Genomic DNA, 14745 nt, shown 5'->3' on the forward strand with positions numbered 1-14745 from the left:
AGTCGCTCTGGGGCGGAGCGGCCCCCGGTCCCTGGAGGGAGGAACCCTCGGATCGGTCGGCGGGGGTGGGGCGTTGCCGGCGACGGGGCCCCGACGGCGGACGCGGCCCACGGGCGGCACTGTGACGTACTTCATGGGGTCGTCCAGGGCGTGGGGCGGGCGGTCCGAGCTGTGCGGAGGGGGACGGTCGGCGCGCCCGGTCAGGCCTTCCCCGCGCGAAATGTGCGCCGGTACACCGTGGGGGACGCCCCCAGCGCCGCCTGCAGATGCTGCCGCAGCGACGTGGGCGTCCCGAAGCCCGCGTCCCTGGCCACCTGGTCGATCGACAGGTCCGTCGACTCCAGCAGCTGCCGGGCCCGCTCGACCCGCTGCCGGGTCAGCCACTGCACGGGACTGACCCCGACCTCCTCCCGGAACCGGCGGGTGAACGTCCGCACGCTCATCGACTCCTGCTGCGTCATGTCGCGCAGCAGGATCGGGCGCTCCAGCCGGCCGAGCGCCCACGCCCGTGCCGAGGTGGTGGTCGCGAACTGCGCCTCGGGCACGGGGCGCTGGATGTACTGGGCCTGCCCGCCGTCCCGATGCGGGGGCACGACCGTGCGGCGGGCGACGTCATTGGCGACGGCGGTGCCGTGGTCGCGGCGCACGATGTGCAGGCAGAGGTCGATTCCGGCGGCGACCCCGGCGGAGGTCAGTACGTCCCCGTCGTCGATGAACAGGACGTCCGGGTCGACGCGGACCTCGGGGAAGAGCTGCTGGAAGTGGTCGGCCGACGACCAGTGGGTGGTGGCGGGCCGTCCGTCGAGATATCCGGCGGCGGCCAGCACATAGCTGCCCGTGCAGATGGAGACCATCCGGGTGCCCGGCCTGATGTGTGCGAACGCGGCGGCCAGCTCGTCGGTGAGCCTGCCCTCCGTGTAGACGGGGCCGAGTTCATAACTGGCGGGGACCACGACCGTGTCGGCGGTGGCCAGCGTCTCCGGGCCGCGTTCGACGGTGATCGTGAAGTCCGCGTTGGTGCGGACCGGGCCCGGCGGGCGGATGGAACAGGTCACGACTTCATAGAGTTTGCGGCCCTTGTTGTGCGGTTCGAAACCGAGCGATCGGCCGAAAATCCTTTGTGGGATGCCCAGTTCGAAGGGAAGCAGCCCGTCGAGGGCCAGGACGGCGATTCGGTGCGGCATTGGCGGACTCCCTTCACCCCTAGCTGGTATAGACCTTCAACTGATACATGTCACTGCCGTGAAGGAAAAGTCAGCAGAGCACCCGCGCATTCCCGCCGTGCGCAGCGAGAGCCCGTCGCCCCTTTCGCCCCGTTCTTCGGGTGGGGAGCCGCTGGGCGACAGCCTTGGCGCGGGCCTGAGCAAGGGCCTTGGTGCGGGCCTGAGCAAGGGCCTTGGTGCGGGCCTGAGCAAGGGCCGTGGCGCGGGCCTGGGCGACATCCGGCCCGCCGAGCTCTGGAACCGTAATTTCCGGCTCTTCTTCGTTGCCCGTACCGCCGCGCTCTTCGGTGACGGCATGATCCCGGTGGCGCTCACCGCGGGCCTGCTGGGGGCCGGCAGGCCGCACTCGTCGGTGGGGTTCGCGCTGGCGGCCTGGATGGGGCCGCTGGCGCTCTTCGTGCTCTTCGGCGGCGTACTGGCGGACCGGTTCACCCCCCGCCGGATGATGATCATCGCCGACGCGCTGCGACTGGTCGGGGCCGCCGTGCTGGCGGTCTCCTTCGTCGTCGGCAACCCGCCGTTGTGGGCGGTGTACGCGCTCAGCGCGGTGGCCGGTGTGGGCGCCGCGCTCTTCCAGCCGGGCGTCGCCTCGACCGTGCCCCGGGTCGCCCCGGACGTGCAGCGCGCCAACGCGGTGCTCCGGGTCTCCGAGGCGCTCATGGCCATGGCGGGACCGGCCTTCGCGGGCGTGCTCGTCGGGTTCGCCAGTGCCGGCGCGGTCTACGCGGCGAACGCGTCGACGTTCCTGGTCTCCGGTCTCTGCCTCTTCCTGCTGCGGCTCGCCCCGGCCTCGGCGGACGAGGTGCACCGGGGTACATTCGTCGCCGAACTGGCCGACGGATGGCGGGAGTTCCGGGCCCGGAGCTGGCTGTGGGGGGTGATCGCGATCTGGACGGTGTACGGCTTCGCGGTGCTCGGCCCGATGCTTCCGCTGACCGCCGTCCAGGTCACCGAGGCGCACGGCTCGGGGACATACGGCGTGATGATGGCGGTGAACGGCGCGGGCAGCGTCGTCGGCGGGCTGCTCGCCTTGCGGCTGCGACCGCGCCGCCCGCTCGCGGCCGGAGCCGTCGCGCTGACCGCGGTCTGCGTGAACCTGGTGGTGCTGGGCCTCGGGATGCCGGTGGCCGCGCTCGGGGCGGGACAGCTCGTGGCCGGTGCGGCGTTCGCGTTCTGGCTGGTGATGTGGTCGACGACGGTCCAGACCCATGTGCCGCCCGAGGCGCTGAACCGGCTGCACGCGTACGACGTGGCGGGCTCCCTGCTGATGCTGGCGGCGGGCCGGGCGCTGGCGGGGCCGGTCGCGGACCGGGTGGGCGCTCCGGAGGTGCTGCTGGCCGGAGCGGTGATCAACATGGCGGTGGTGGCGGTACTGCTGGTGGCCCGGCCGATCCGGCGGCTGGAGCGGATCGGGTGAGCGGGGACGGGGTGGAGGGGACGGTGCCCCGGGTGGCACGGACGGCTCCACGGGCACGCGCGGTCGCGGCCGGGGCGGCGGTGCTGACCGTCGTCGCCGGGCTCGGCGTCAGGGCGTTCGCGGACGGCGACGTCGCCAAGTACGCCGGGGACGCGTTCTACACCGTGCTGATCTGCTTCCTGGTCGCCGTGGCCGCGCCCCGCGCCCGGCCGGTCGTCAAGGCCGGGGCGGCGCTCCTGTTCAGCTGGTCGGTCGAGCTGCTGCAGCTGACCGGGCTGCCCGCGGAACTCTCCCGGCACAGCGCGGTTGCGCGGTTGGTGCTGGGCTCGACCTTCAACGCCCCCGATCTGTTCTGGTACGCGGTGGGGGCGGCGTTCGCCTGGGCGGTGGTGGCCCCGGTCACTTCTGCTGCTTCGCCCGCTCGCGCTCCTCGGACTTCTGCATCTCGATGACCTCGAAGACATGGGCGCTGGTCTGCCTGCGCACACTGCCCGCGACGAGCAGTGCCGTGCCGAGGACGGACAGGAGGGCGGAGATCCCCAGGATGGTGAGCTGCTTCGGCACCTCGGTGACCGCCTCGCACTGCGAGACGCGGTAGCAGTACGCATCCCACTGTTCCGCCAGCAGGAAGCCCAGCCAGATCCACAGGACGCAGGCGACGATCAGCAGCACGGCTCCCCAGGCCTGCATCAGCGCGGAGCGGTGGTGGAAATGCTGGCGTGCTGCCCACTGCATGAGATCCCCCGGTTCGGTAAGCGGCGAAGGCGCGGCGCGCGGGCCGCCGAACGACAGGTGATCGTACGCGCAGGCGAGCCCTGGCGGGCCGGGAGACGTCGATCGCCGTTGGCCCGATCCCTTCGAATGGTGTCCCTCCGGCCACTCGTCCGCAGCAGAACGTGGACCGGATGCTGAGTGACGTGACCCAGACAAACCGATAGCGCCGCCGCCCGGGACGACGACCGCAAGGCAGCCCGCACCCTCTCTCGCCGGCCCTCCCGCCTGCGCGTTCACCGCGCCTGGCTCGTCGCCGTCGTCACCTTCGTGACGATCACCGGCGGCGCGTTCAACTCCCTGCCCGGCCTCCTCATCGACCCGCTCCATACGGAATTCGGCTGGTCGCGCGGCGAGATCGGACTCGCGGTCTCCATCGACATGGCGCTGTACGGGCTCACCGCGCCGTTCGCCGCCGCGCTGATGGACCGGTTCGGCATCCGCAGGGTCGTCGTCGTCGCGCTCGGCGCGGTGGCGGCCGGGGCGCTGGCCAGTGTCTGGATGACGGCTTCCTGGCAGCTGATGATCTATTGGGGCCTGCTCGTCGGCCTCGGCACCGGCTCCATGGCGCTGGCCTTCTCGGCCACGGTCACCAACCGCTGGTTCGTCGCCCGGCGCGGTCTGGTCACCGGCATCCTCACCGCGGCGGGCGCCTCCGGGCAACTGGTCTTCCTGCCCCTGTGCGCCTGGATCGTCACGGAGCACGGCTGGCGCCCGGCCTCGGTGACCGTGGCGCTCGCCGCGCTGGTCGTCGTCCCGTTCGTCTGGCTCCTGCTGCGCGACCACCCGGCCGATGTGGGCCTCGCCCCGTACGGCGGCACCTACGTGGCCAGGCCCGCACCCGCACGCGGTGCGGCGAGGCGGGACCGTACGCGTACTGGCCGACGCCGCCCGCACCGGCCCGTTCTGGCTGCTCGCGGGCACGTTCGCGATCTGCGGCGCCTCGACCAACGGCCTGATCCGGACCCACTTCGTGCCGTCGGCCCACGACCACGGCATGCCCGTCACGGCCGCGGCCTCGCTGCTCGCGGTCATCGGGGTCTTCGACATCATCGGCACGGCCTTCTCCGGCTGGCTCACCGACCGATTCGACGCCCGTCGGCTCCTCGCCGTCTACTACGCGCTGCGCGGCGTCTCGCTGCTCTTCCTGCCGATGCTGATGGCGCCGACGGTGCATCCGCCGATGGTGTTCTTCATTGTCTTCTACGGCCTGGACTGGGTCGCCACCGTCCCGCCGACGCTGGCCCTGTGCCGCGAGCAGTACGGCGAGGACAGCGCCATCGTCTTCGGCTGGGTCCTCGCCTCCCACCAGGTGGGCGCGGCACTGGTGGCGTTCCTGGGGGGTGTGGCGCGCGACGTGTTCGGCTCGTACGACGTGGTCTGGTACGCCTCGGGGGCGCTGTGTGCGAAGGCGGTGCTGATGGCGCTGGTGATCCGGCGGGTCCGGGAGCCTCGGGCATCGCCGCGGGACTCGGCTGACGGTGCCGGACAGGAACGGACGCCGACGGGCGCCCGGAGTGTCGGCCGGTCTCAGGCGGAGAGGTTCTCGGCGACCGGCAGGAAGGCCCCGGTCAAGAAGGCGAAGGTCGAGTCTCCCGTCCTACGGGACCTTGCCGCCGCCTCACCTGACGCTCTCCGATTCGCAGTCGAGGGACAACGTCACGTGGGACAGCGGTCGCAGGGAGCACAAGATTTCCCGGATAGAGCTCTGTACGACGGGGAGGACACCTCGGAGAAACACGCGGCGGAGGCCGCCCGGCGCGAGATCTGGCAGGAGGGGCCGTGGCTCATGGGGCAGGTGGGAGACGGTGAGCGCGCGGCGCCGGCTGCGCCGGTTCGGTGCGTGGGCGCGCGTCGCCGGGAAGGTCGCGGGCGGGGTGGCCCTGACGACCGTGGTGGCGTTCCTCGTCCTCGTTGGGTACGGGTTCGTCCGTAGCGGACTTGACGGGCTGAAGGGCGGCTCCGCGGTCGCCGCGCATGGACGGTCGGTCGACGGGGTCGTCGTGGCGAAGGACAAGGTGATCGGGCCCCAGGGAAGCCGTTTCAAGAGGATCGAGGTTCGTTTCACCACGGCCGCCGGGACGTCCTACCAGCTCTGGGAAGGCGGCGATGCGGACGTCGGCGACACGATCCGCGTCCACTACGAGCCGGGGCGTCCCGAGACGGCGAGCACCCACTCCGTGACGAGCAACAGGGTGATGTACGGCATCCTGGCCTTGGCCGGGCTCGCGCTCGTGATCCTCATGCCGCTCCTGGTACTCAGGCTCGGCCGGGAAGGTCTCCGCGACATTCGGCGGGCGGTGCGGAGACGGTCGGCCGTGGGATGAGGCTGCCGACCCGGGGACGTCCGCGTCCTTGCGTCGGGTGCCGGGCCGGGCGGCCTCGCCCCGCGCCGGACCGTACCTGTCGCGTTGCCCGCCAGGCCGCTTCCGACGGCGCCGAAGCTGCGGGATCTGCCGCACGGCGCGGTCGGCCGAGCCGTCACTCGCCGGGCCGGCAGGGCAGGGGCGGTAGGGAATGTCCACCCGCGGGACCGACCGGGGCCCGGGTGCGCGCTCACCCGCCGAGCGGTCCGAAGCGCCCGAACGCCCCCCGGTGGAACAGCAGCGGCCCGTCCCCGTCCGTCGCCCCCAGCGCCTCCACCCGGCCGACCACGATCAGATGGTCGCCCCCGGTGTGGACGGCCTGGATGCGGCAGTCGATCCAGGCCGGTACGGAGTCCAGCAGCGGGGACCCGGTCGCGGGCGCCGGCTCGTACGCCACGCTCGCGAACTTGTCGGCCCCGCTGACCGCGAAGCTCCGGCACAGTGCGCCCTGGTCCGCGCCCAGGATGTTGACGCAGAAGGCCCCGGCGCGGGCGATGCGCGGCCAGGTCGTCGACGTACGGGCGACCATGAAGGTGACCAGCGGCGGGTCGAGCGAGAGCGACGCGAACGACTGGCAGGCGAAGCCGGCCGGACCCGCCGTGTCATCCGGGTCGTGAGCGGTAACGATGGTGACCCCGCTCGCGAAGTGACCCAGTACGCGGCGGAATTCGGCCGGATCGACCGGCAGCCGCTCGTCGTCGGCGACAGCCCGAAGGTCCGGGCGCGGCAGCGGATCGACCGGCGCCGGCCCTGCGGTGGTGGAGGCGCCGACGGACCTGAGGTACCGGACGGCGGTGGCGGCCATGCCTGCGTGTCCCATCACGCTTCCCATTGAAACTGACGAAGCGTCAGATAGGAAGAGTGGGGAGGTTGTCCGGTTCGGAGGGAGGATCGCCGGCGGCCCCGCGCGAGGCGCAGCAGTGACCGTCGTCCAGGGCTGCTGGCGACCTCGACGCCGAGGTGGTCCAGGCGGGTGGCCCGTCCCGGCTCGCCCTCGATCAGCACGAGCTTGAGCGGCGGCGTGGCGATGGCGAAGTTCGCGTAGCCGGGGCGGCGCTTGGTGGGCTCCACACCGAACAGCTTGGAGTAGAAGGTGACCGACGCTTCGAGGTCGGCGACGTTGAGCGCGAGCTGGATGCGGGACATGGCGGTCTCCCCGATCAGATGCATTGACACCTGTCGATGCAACATTGCGCCTTGAATCGAAAAACGTCAACATAGAGGCATGTCGAAACAAGAGCTTGTGGTGCTCGGCCAGGACGGCGCCGACGGATGCTGCCCCACCCTGCTGACCGCGCCGCTGGACGAGGACCGGGCCGAGACGCTGGCGAAGGTGTTCAAGGCCTTGGGCGACCCCGTGCGGCTGCGGCTGCTGTCGATGATTGCCTCCCGCGCGGGCGGGGAGGTCTGCGTCTGCGACCTCACACCCGCCTTCGACCTGTCCCAGCCGACGATCTCCCACCACCTCAAGCTGCTGAAGCAGGCCGGGCTCATCGACTCCGAGCGGCGCGGGACGTGGGTGTACTACCGGTTGCTGCCCGAGACGACCGACCGCCTTGCCGCCGTCCTCACCCGCCCCACCGGGCAGCAGTTCCCCGGGACGGTTCCTACTGGGGCCGCCTCGTGAGCACCGGGAGCGCAAGGCCCGTCGCCGGGCGGTTGTCGTTCCTGGACCGGTTCCTGGCCGTGTGGATTCTGGCTGCGATGGCCGCCGGCCTCGGGCTGGGCCGCCTGGTCCCCGGTCTCGGTGAGACGCTCGCGAAGGTCACCGTCACCGGTGTCTCGCTGCCGATCGCGCTCGGCCTCCTCGTGATGATGTACCCGGTCCTCGCGAAGGTCCGCTACGACCGGCTGGAGACCGTCACCCGCGACCGGCGGCTGCTCGTCCCGTCCCTGGTGCTGAACTGGGTCGTCGGTCCGGCACTGATGTTCGCGCTCGCCTGGATCTTCCTGCCTGACCTGCCCGAGTACCGCACCGGCCTGATCATCGTCGGTCTCGCCCGGTGCATCGCCATGGTCATCATCTGGAACGACCTGGCCTGCGGCGACCGTGAGGCCGCTGCCGTCCTCGTCGCCCTCAACTCCGTCTTCCAGGTGCTCGCGTTCAGCCTGCTCGGCTGGTTCTACCTCTCCGCCCTGCCCGGCCGGCTCGGCCTGGAGCAGACCGCCCTCGACGTCTCCGTGTGGGAGATCGCCCGCTCCGTGCTCATCTTCCTCGGCATTCCGCTGCTGGCCGGCTTCCTCACCCGTCGGCTGGGAGAAAGGGCAAAGGGCCGCGCCTGGTACGAGACGGAGCTGATTCCCCGGATCGGCCCGTTCGCCCTGTACGGGCTGCTGTTCACCGTCATCGTGCTCTTCGCCCTTCAGGGCGACGCCATCACCTCCAGGCCCCTCGACGTCGTCCGTATCGCGCTGCCGTTGCTCGTGTACTTCGCCTTGATGTGGGCCGGGTCCATGGCCGTCGGCCGCGCGGTGGGACTCGACTACCCGAAGGCGACGACGCTGGCATTCACCGCCGCAGGCAACAACTTCGAACTCGCCATCGCGGTCGCCATCGCCACCTTCGGCGCCACCTCCGGCCAGGCCCTCGCGGGAGTCGTCGGCCCCCTCATCGAAGTCCCCGTCCTGATCGGCCTGGTCCACGTCACCCTGGCCACCCGCCGATTCTTCACCCGGGCCGCCCCGGCGGCCGGTCCGTCCGCCGCCCCGAAAGATTCCGCCCGTGTCTGAGTCCAAGCCGTCCGTGCTGTTCGTATGTGTCCACAACGCAGGCCGCTCGCAGATGGCCGCCGCGTTCCTCACCCACCTCGGAGGCGACCGCGTGGAGGTCCGCTCCGCCGGGTCCGCACCGGCCGGCGCCGTGAACCCGGCCGCAGTACAGGCAATGGCGGAGGTCGGCATCGACATGTCTGCCGAGAGGCCGAAGGCGCTGACCGTGGAAGCCGTGCAGGCGTCCGACGTGGTGATCACCATGGGCTGCGGTGACACCTGCCCCGTCTTTCCCGGCAAGAAGTACCTCGACTGGACGCTCGACGACCCGGCCGGCCAAGGCGTCGAGGCCGTCCGCCCGATCCGCGACGAGATCGAACAGCGCATCCGCAGCCTGCTCGCCGAACTCCAGCCCCACGCGGCACGCCGGACCCGGCCGGAACTCAACCGGGGATACGGCGATCTGGACTCACCGGACTGGTGCACGCTCAGGCGGTGAGAGGTCTGTTCCCGCCCGGCGGGCGGGGCGAGGTTGAGGGTCAGTTCCCCGCAGCGTACGTCACGAAGTCTGCCCAGGCGTCGGGGGTGACGGCGAACCGGGGGCCCCGGGTGTTCTTGGAGTCGCGGACGTGGACTGCGTCGGAGGTGGTGGCGACCTCGACGCAGTCGTGGCCATCGCTGCTGTCGCTGTAGCTGCTCTTGAACCACTCCAGTTCGGGAGTGTTCTCGGCAGAGTTCTTGCGGATCATGTCTCTCCCAGCGCTTGCTCGATGAAGTCCAGTGACTCCCGCGAAGTGAGAGCCTCGGCCCGGATGATGCCATAGCGCAGTTCAAGGACCCGGAGCTGTCGCGGATCAGAGACCGGACGCCCGCCGTGCACGCCATCGGTACGCCCTACCCCAGAACCGTCGCTGAACTTCAACACCTGGATCTTTCCGCCTGTTCCCGGGTGGCTCCAGCGGTCGGTCGGCATCACCTGAATCTGGACGTTCCGCATCTGTCCTACCTCCAACAGGTGTTCAAGCTGCTGGCGTCGCACCATTGTCCCTCCGACCGGGCGGCGCAGCGTCACCTCTTCCAGAACAAAACTGAGATCCGGTGCCGGTGACCGGTCGAAGATGGAACGCCGAGCCGTACGGGCAGCCACCATGCGCTCCAGCTCATCCTGGGAGTAGGCAGGTCGGCGCGTCCCGAGCAGCGCTCGGGCATGCTCATCCGTCTGCAGAAGACCGTGCAGGTTGTGGTCGCCGTACGAGAGCAGCTCGACCGCCTTCGCCTCCATCCGCGCCAGATCCCGAATCTTCTTCGGGTACCGGACCTCCGCCACGTCCTTCTTCATCGCGGTGAGCAGCCCACCCGCGCCCAGCACCTCGTCCGCTCTGTCCAGATACTCCGGGCGTGGAATCCGCTTGCCGGCCTCGACCTTGTATACCTGGTCCTCCCCGTACCCGATCGCCACACCGAACTCGGCCGCCCGCATCCCGGCCGCCTCCCGGCGCAGCCTCAACTGCCGACCCACCGTGGCGACGACCGCCGCGCCCGACTCGTCGTCGGGGTCGACCTCCCAACCGGGCTCGTCCGTCTCGCCCCCGGATCGCTCCGTGCCGTTCGCATCCACCCGCATCCGCGCCACCTCCGACGTGCCGTCACCATCGCGGCACCACCTACCCGCACGCCTGCTCCGGACAGCCCGGACAACTCCGGACAAGCACCGGACAGTCACCGTACGCATCCGATTGATCACTGGTCAGCGTACGTGCGCCCGGCCACGCTGAGTGACGTGAAACAAGAAATCACCCTCCCCCAACCCCCCGCTCCCAGCAGCACGTTCACCGTGTTGCTCTCGCCCACCCGACGGGGAGCCAGGCTGGCCCGGCTGCTCACCACCGCACATCTGGGCGAGTGGGGGCTCCCGTCGGAGTCGGCCGCGCAGATCGTCGCCGAGCTGGCGGCCAACGCCATGGTCCATGGCCGTGTGCCGGGGCGGGACTTCCGGCTCGGCCTCGCGGTCCACGACGACGGCGCGCTTCTGCGGATCGAGGTGAGCGATGCCCGTGGCGGGTGCCTTCCGCCGGGTCCTGGGTGCATGGTCGCCCCGGACGGCGACTGCGAATCCGGGCGCGGTCTGCTGATCGTCGAGGCGCTTGCCGACCGCTGGGGCGTCAGCCCCGGGCCCTTCCCCCGTAAGACCGTCTGGGCCGAACTCGATCTCGTGCCGTGACCGCCGCCACCGGGTCGCGGATTTCCGCGACCCGGTGGTCGCGATGCGGCTCCGCGCGACATCAAAAGCCTTGAAGAACTGGGGAAATGAGCCTTCCCAACCCTCCCTGCCGCCAGTCACCCACATGGGTGAGATTGGTCAACTTGGCTGCTATTCGGACCGGTTGCCCGGCATATGCTCGCCGCGACGAACAACCCCAGACATGCGACGGCCCCCGGCCGGGACTGGCATCCCGATCGAGGGCCTGACCACCGAGGAAGAGAGAAGCTTCCCGATGGATACCCAGCAGATTAGCGCGCCCTCGCGCGCCCCGTCCCGCGTACGCGCGGACGCCACGCCGCCATCCGGTGTCGTGCACGACAACTCCCGGCACACCAGTCGTTTCACGGTCGTGGGCAACCACCTGACCCGGCCCCGTGAGCTCTCCCTCGTCGCGATCGGGCTCGCCGCACACATCCAGTCGCTGCCCACCGGAGGCAGGATCGGCATCAAGGACCTCACCGCGAACTCCCATCCGAAGGGCTGCGCCGCCCAGCCGGTCTCCTCGCTCACCGACTGACCACTCGGGCTGAAATCGCTGTCGACCGCTCTGCGGGACGTACCGGAAACCATCGCCGACCCCATCGTCGAACTCATCGCACAGGGCCTGGGCAACCGCCCGGCCGCACAACAGTGGAGGAACCTGGTGGCCGTGGACCTTTCGTTTTACAAGTCCTTCATGTCGGAAGAAATCCGGGACGAAGGCCGTGCAGAGGGCCGTGCAGAGGGCATCGCGCGGGGCATCTTGCTCTTTCTTGCCCAGGCCGGTGTTGATGTGCCCGACGAGGCGCGCGAGCGCATCGTGGGCTGTACGGATCTCGATGTCCTGAGCCGCTGGCTCCTGCGCGCCCCCACCGCCGCGTCCGTCGAGAACGTCTTCGCCGAGGAGTAGGCGGGCTGCGGCCGGGATCCGCCGGTGGCCCACGCCAACCGGGAGTCCCGGCCGCATCGCACCGAGCTGTGGTCGAGGAAGAGTGCCTTCTCGCAGACGGCAGCTTCGAGGAACTCGACGAGGCCGGTGAGCCTCGCATCGTCGCCGCTCAGGACAACAGCGAGTCCCCCTCTGTTTGGCCCTGTTCGGTGGCCGATCGAGGGGGCGAAGGGTTCCTCCCGGAGTCTGTGGTCGAGGAGGGTCCCGCTTTCAGCAGCTGCCCCTTGGGGGCGCCGTCCACATCGACCTTCTCGCCGCGCAGCCAGGTGGCCCGTACTACGCCGGTCAGGGTGCGGCCCGAGTAGGGGGTGATGGGGTTCTTGTGGAAGAGGCGCTCGGCCTCGATGTGCTGGGTGGCCTCCGGGGCGAACGCTACGAGGTCGGCGTCCTTTCCGACGGCGATGGCGCCCTTGCGGTCAAGACCGGCGAAGGCCGCGGTGCCCGTGCACATCCAGCGGACTACGTCGGAGAGCGAGTGTCCGCGCTGTGCGGCCTCGGTCCAGACCGCGGACAGGCCCAGCTGTACGGAGGCGATGCCACCCCAGGCGGAGGCGAAGTCACCGGTGTCGAGCAGCTTGAGGTCGGGGGTGCTGGGGGAGTGGTCGGTGACGATGCCGACGAACTCGCTGTTAGCGAGTGCTTCCCACAGGCGGTCCCGGTTGGACTCCTCGCGGATCGGCGGGCAGCACTTGAATGCAGTGTTGCCGTCCGGGACCTCCTCGGCCGCCAGCGTCAGGTAGTGCGGGCAGGTCTCGGTGGTGACGTCGACGCCGTCCGCCTTGGCCCTGGCGATCAACGGCATGACGTCGGCGCAGGAGACGTGCAGGACGTGCACCTTGGCGCCGGTCTCCTTGGCCGTCTCCAGCAGCTGCTCGACCGCGGCGACCTCGGACGCCCCCGGGCGGGATGCGAGGTAGTCGTCGTAGTCGCGGCCCGGGACGCACGGGGCGGCGTCCAGGATCTGCGGGTTCTCCGCGTGGATGATCGCGCGGGCCCCGATACGGGCCTGCTCGGCCAGGGCCTCGCGCAACTGCTCGCGGGTTCCCAGGTGCGGGAACTCGTCCACACCGGAGGGGGACAGGTAGGACTTGAAGCCGAAGACGCCCGCGTTGCGCAGGGGCTCCAGGTCGCCGGTGTTGCCGGGGATCGCACCGCCCCAGAAGCCGACGTCCACGAAGACGCTGCCCCGGGCAGCCTCCTGCTTGACCTCCAGGTGCTCGACCGTGGTGGTGGGCGGGATGGAGTTCAGCGGCATGTCGATCAGTGTGGTGACACCGCCGGCGGCCGCGGCGCGGGTGGCGGTGTGGAAGCCCTCCCACTCGGTGCGGCCGGGCTCGTTGATGTGCACGTGGGTGTCGACCACGCCGGGCAGCAGGGCCAGGTCGCCCAGGTCCTCGACGGGGTGGCCGGTGATGCTCGCGTACGCGGCGACCTCGGTGATGCGGCCGTCGACGACGACCACGTCCGCCGGGCGCTCGCCCTCGGGGAGAACGGCGCGCCGGGAGCGGAAGACCGTCGTCCCGCTCTCGGTTGCCATGGGCGCGGCGTTCGCGGGCACCAGCATGTGGGCCTTCAGGAGGTTCCGGACAAGAGCCGCCGCCGCTCTCTCGCCGCCCTGGTTCTGCAAGTCAGTCATGGTGAACGAATCTCCGGTGAGGTAGGGCTTGAGGACGTCGACAGCCCCCGCCGGGATCCTGACGCGTTCCCGGTTCCCGATGTGGGTGGACACCACGTGCCCCTCCCTGTCGAGGAAGTCGATGTCTTCGACGGGTATGCGAAGAGACCCCGCCAGATCGGGACCGCTGACGTCGATGATCTGCCGACAGGACACTTCGTCGGCGAACGCCTTGTATCGGGGGTGAGGCCGCAAGACCGCCCGGGTGTGACTCGCCCGGGTACGCGCTGGGTGAGCGCAAAGTCTCCTTGTGGTGGTGAATTGACTGCAATGGACTCGTCGGCGACGCCGATGGATGCGGCGCGGACTTCCGGACCGGCGGAATGCGGTTCTCCATGCACAAGCGTCGGTGTGCCCGGTGTGCCTGGTGTGCCGCGCCTCCGTGGCGATGTACAGCTGCAAGGCCGAACAGTGGCCCCGGTGAGCTCCTGCTGTGGTCCCCGAACCCGGTTGCCGGAATCTGCCGGGTAAGCGCTCCGGGGCCGCTCACAGCCCCCGGTACTTCGGTGTGCGCCGCTCCACGAAGCTCGCCACACCCTCGTTGGCGTCCCGCGTCGTCATGTTGATCTCCTGGGCCATCGCTTCGGCCGCGAACGCCGTCGTGCGGTCGGCGTCCAGGGACGCGTTGACGAGCTGCTTGGTGGCGGCGATCGCCCGGGTCGGCCCCTCGGCCAGCCGCTGCGCCCACGCGCGGGCGGTCGCCGCCAACTCCTCGTCCGCGACGACCCGGTTGACCAGCCCCAGCCGCTCCGCCTCCGCCGCCGGGAGCGAGTCGCCGAAGAACATCAGCTCCTTGGCGCGCTGCGGGCCGATCAGGCGCGGCAGCAGATACGCGCCGCCTCCGTCCGGTACGAGCCCGCGCCGTACGAACACCTCGATGAACTTCGCCGACTCGGCGGCCAGCACCAGATCGCAGGCGAACGCGAGGTGGGCGCCGATGCCGGCCGCCGTGCCGTTGACGGCCGCGACGACCGGTTTCTCGCAGTCCAGGACCGCGGCGATCAGGCGCTGTGCGCCGAGCCGGATGGTGCGGGCCACGTCGCCGGGTAGCCGGTCGCCCGTTGAAGGGGCGCCGCGCAGGTCGGCGCCCGCGCAGAAGCCGCGGCCGGTGGCCGTGAGGACGACGGCCCGGACCGCCGGGTCGGCGGAGGCGTCGGCGAGCAGGGCGATGACGCGTTCCCGCTGGTCCCAGGTGACGGCGTTCATCGCTTCGGGGCGGTTGAGCGTGATCCAGGAGACGCCGTTGTCAGTGGTGTGGAGTACCCATGAGTCGAGCGGGTCGGTGGACCCGGTGGACTCGGCGGTGTCTTCGGGGGAGGACGGCATGAGGTGGCTCCTGGGTGAATGGTGCGGACGGTGGCGGCGCGGCGGTCGAGGCGCCCCGCGAGGCGGC

At 70.6% G+C, this 14745-nt stretch carries 14 protein-coding genes and 4 pseudogenes; 10 read left to right on the forward strand and 8 right to left on the reverse strand.

From position 1 onward, the window contains the following. Positions 1-200: 200 nt before the first annotated feature. Complete coding sequence (locus tag ABZ826_RS11730; RefSeq protein ID WP_361445934.1) at positions 201-1184, reverse strand: helix-turn-helix domain-containing protein; 984 nt, start codon at positions 1182-1184, stop codon at positions 201-203. A gap of 223 nt (positions 1185-1407) precedes the next feature. Between ABZ826_RS11730 and ABZ826_RS11735 the strand changes: the two genes are divergently transcribed. Beyond that, positions 1408-2640: an MFS transporter gene (locus ABZ826_RS11735; RefSeq protein WP_361446040.1), complete on the forward strand. Its 1233-nt coding sequence runs from the start codon at positions 1408-1410 to the stop codon at positions 2638-2640. A 32-nt stretch (positions 2641-2672) separates the two neighbouring features. Next, the gene (locus ABZ826_RS11740) at positions 2673-3092 is read left to right on the forward strand and encodes a DUF2809 domain-containing protein (protein ID WP_361445937.1); all 420 of its coding nucleotides are present in this window, start codon (positions 2673-2675) and stop codon (positions 3090-3092) included. Here ABZ826_RS11740 and ABZ826_RS11745 read toward each other — a convergent pair. Further along, entirely contained in the window at positions 3040-3375 is a 336-nt protein-coding gene (locus ABZ826_RS11745) for a hypothetical protein (RefSeq protein ID WP_361445940.1), read from the reverse strand. The two genes, ABZ826_RS11740 and ABZ826_RS11745, sit on opposite strands and share 53 nt — an antisense overlap. 264 nt (positions 3376-3639) lie before the next feature. Between ABZ826_RS11745 and ABZ826_RS11750 the strand changes: the two are divergent. Further along, a pseudogene (locus ABZ826_RS11750) lies at positions 3640-4855 on the forward strand (MFS transporter); the annotation flags it as partial. Positions 4856-5288: 433 nt separating this feature from the next. Next, a complete protein-coding gene (locus ABZ826_RS11755) occupies positions 5289-5738 on the forward strand; it encodes a DUF3592 domain-containing protein (protein WP_361445943.1) in 450 nt (149 codons plus the stop codon). A 229-nt stretch (positions 5739-5967) separates the two neighbouring features. On the opposite strand, the gene ABZ826_RS11760 is transcribed toward ABZ826_RS11755, so the two are convergent. Beyond that, positions 5968-6582: a flavin reductase family protein gene (locus ABZ826_RS11760; protein WP_361446042.1), complete on the reverse strand. Its 615-nt coding sequence runs from the start codon at positions 6580-6582 to the stop codon at positions 5968-5970. Between the two features lie 131 nt (positions 6583-6713). Continuing rightward, positions 6714-6923 (reverse strand): annotated as a pseudogene (locus tag ABZ826_RS11765) (VOC family protein); the annotation flags it as partial. A gap of 79 nt (positions 6924-7002) precedes the next feature. Here ABZ826_RS11765 and ABZ826_RS11770 point away from each other — a divergent pair. From ABZ826_RS11770 to ABZ826_RS11780, 3 genes are read left to right on the forward strand one after another with little or no spacing between them, the layout of a single operon-like run. Further along, complete coding sequence (locus ABZ826_RS11770; protein WP_361445946.1) at positions 7003-7404, forward strand: metalloregulator ArsR/SmtB family transcription factor; 402 nt, start codon at positions 7003-7005, stop codon at positions 7402-7404. Then, positions 7401-8507 (forward strand): ACR3 family arsenite efflux transporter, encoded by a 1107-nt coding sequence (gene arsB, locus ABZ826_RS11775; RefSeq protein WP_361445949.1) that lies wholly within the window; start codon positions 7401-7403, stop codon positions 8505-8507. The genes ABZ826_RS11770 and arsB overlap by 4 nt, the downstream gene beginning before the upstream one ends. After that, entirely contained in the window at positions 8500-8985 is a 486-nt protein-coding gene (locus tag ABZ826_RS11780; protein WP_361445952.1) for an arsenate reductase ArsC, read from the forward strand. Before arsB ends, ABZ826_RS11780 begins: the two co-directional genes overlap by 8 nt. A gap of 40 nt (positions 8986-9025) precedes the next feature. Here the strand turns inward: ABZ826_RS11780 and ABZ826_RS11785 are convergent, their stop codons facing one another. Beyond that, positions 9026-9235, reverse strand: coding sequence for a DUF397 domain-containing protein (locus ABZ826_RS11785; RefSeq protein WP_361445955.1), 210 nt, complete (start codon positions 9233-9235; stop codon positions 9026-9028). Continuing rightward, positions 9232-10110, reverse strand: coding sequence for a helix-turn-helix transcriptional regulator (locus tag ABZ826_RS11790; protein WP_361445958.1), 879 nt, complete (start codon positions 10108-10110; stop codon positions 9232-9234). The genes ABZ826_RS11785 and ABZ826_RS11790 overlap by 4 nt, the downstream gene beginning before the upstream one ends. A 156-nt stretch (positions 10111-10266) precedes the next feature. Here ABZ826_RS11790 and ABZ826_RS11795 point away from each other — a divergent pair, with 156 nt between their 5' ends. From ABZ826_RS11795 to ABZ826_RS11805, 3 genes and pseudogenes are all read left to right on the forward strand, one after another. Then, on the forward strand, positions 10267-10707 hold the full coding sequence (locus ABZ826_RS11795) for an ATP-binding protein (protein WP_361445961.1): 441 nt from the start codon (positions 10267-10269) through the stop codon (positions 10705-10707). Between the two features lie 274 nt (positions 10708-10981). After that, positions 10982-11266 (forward strand): hypothetical protein, encoded by a 285-nt coding sequence (locus tag ABZ826_RS11800; protein ID WP_361445964.1) that lies wholly within the window; start codon positions 10982-10984, stop codon positions 11264-11266. A 9-nt stretch (positions 11267-11275) separates the two neighbouring features. Beyond that, a pseudogene (locus ABZ826_RS11805) lies at positions 11276-11638 on the forward strand (hypothetical protein); the annotation flags it as partial. A gap of 250 nt (positions 11639-11888) precedes the next feature. On the opposite strand, the pseudogene allB reads toward ABZ826_RS11805, so the two are convergent. Beyond that, positions 11889-13214, reverse strand: a pseudogene (allB, locus tag ABZ826_RS11810) (allantoinase AllB); the annotation flags it as partial. A gap of 624 nt (positions 13215-13838) precedes the next feature. Next, positions 13839-14678 (reverse strand): enoyl-CoA hydratase-related protein, encoded by an 840-nt coding sequence (locus ABZ826_RS11815; protein ID WP_361445967.1) that lies wholly within the window; start codon positions 14676-14678, stop codon positions 13839-13841. Positions 14679-14745 lie beyond the last annotated feature (67 nt).

This window comes from Streptomyces sp. NPDC047515 (genome assembly GCF_040643055.1).
Taxonomy (GTDB): domain Bacteria; phylum Actinomycetota; class Actinomycetes; order Streptomycetales; family Streptomycetaceae; genus Streptomyces.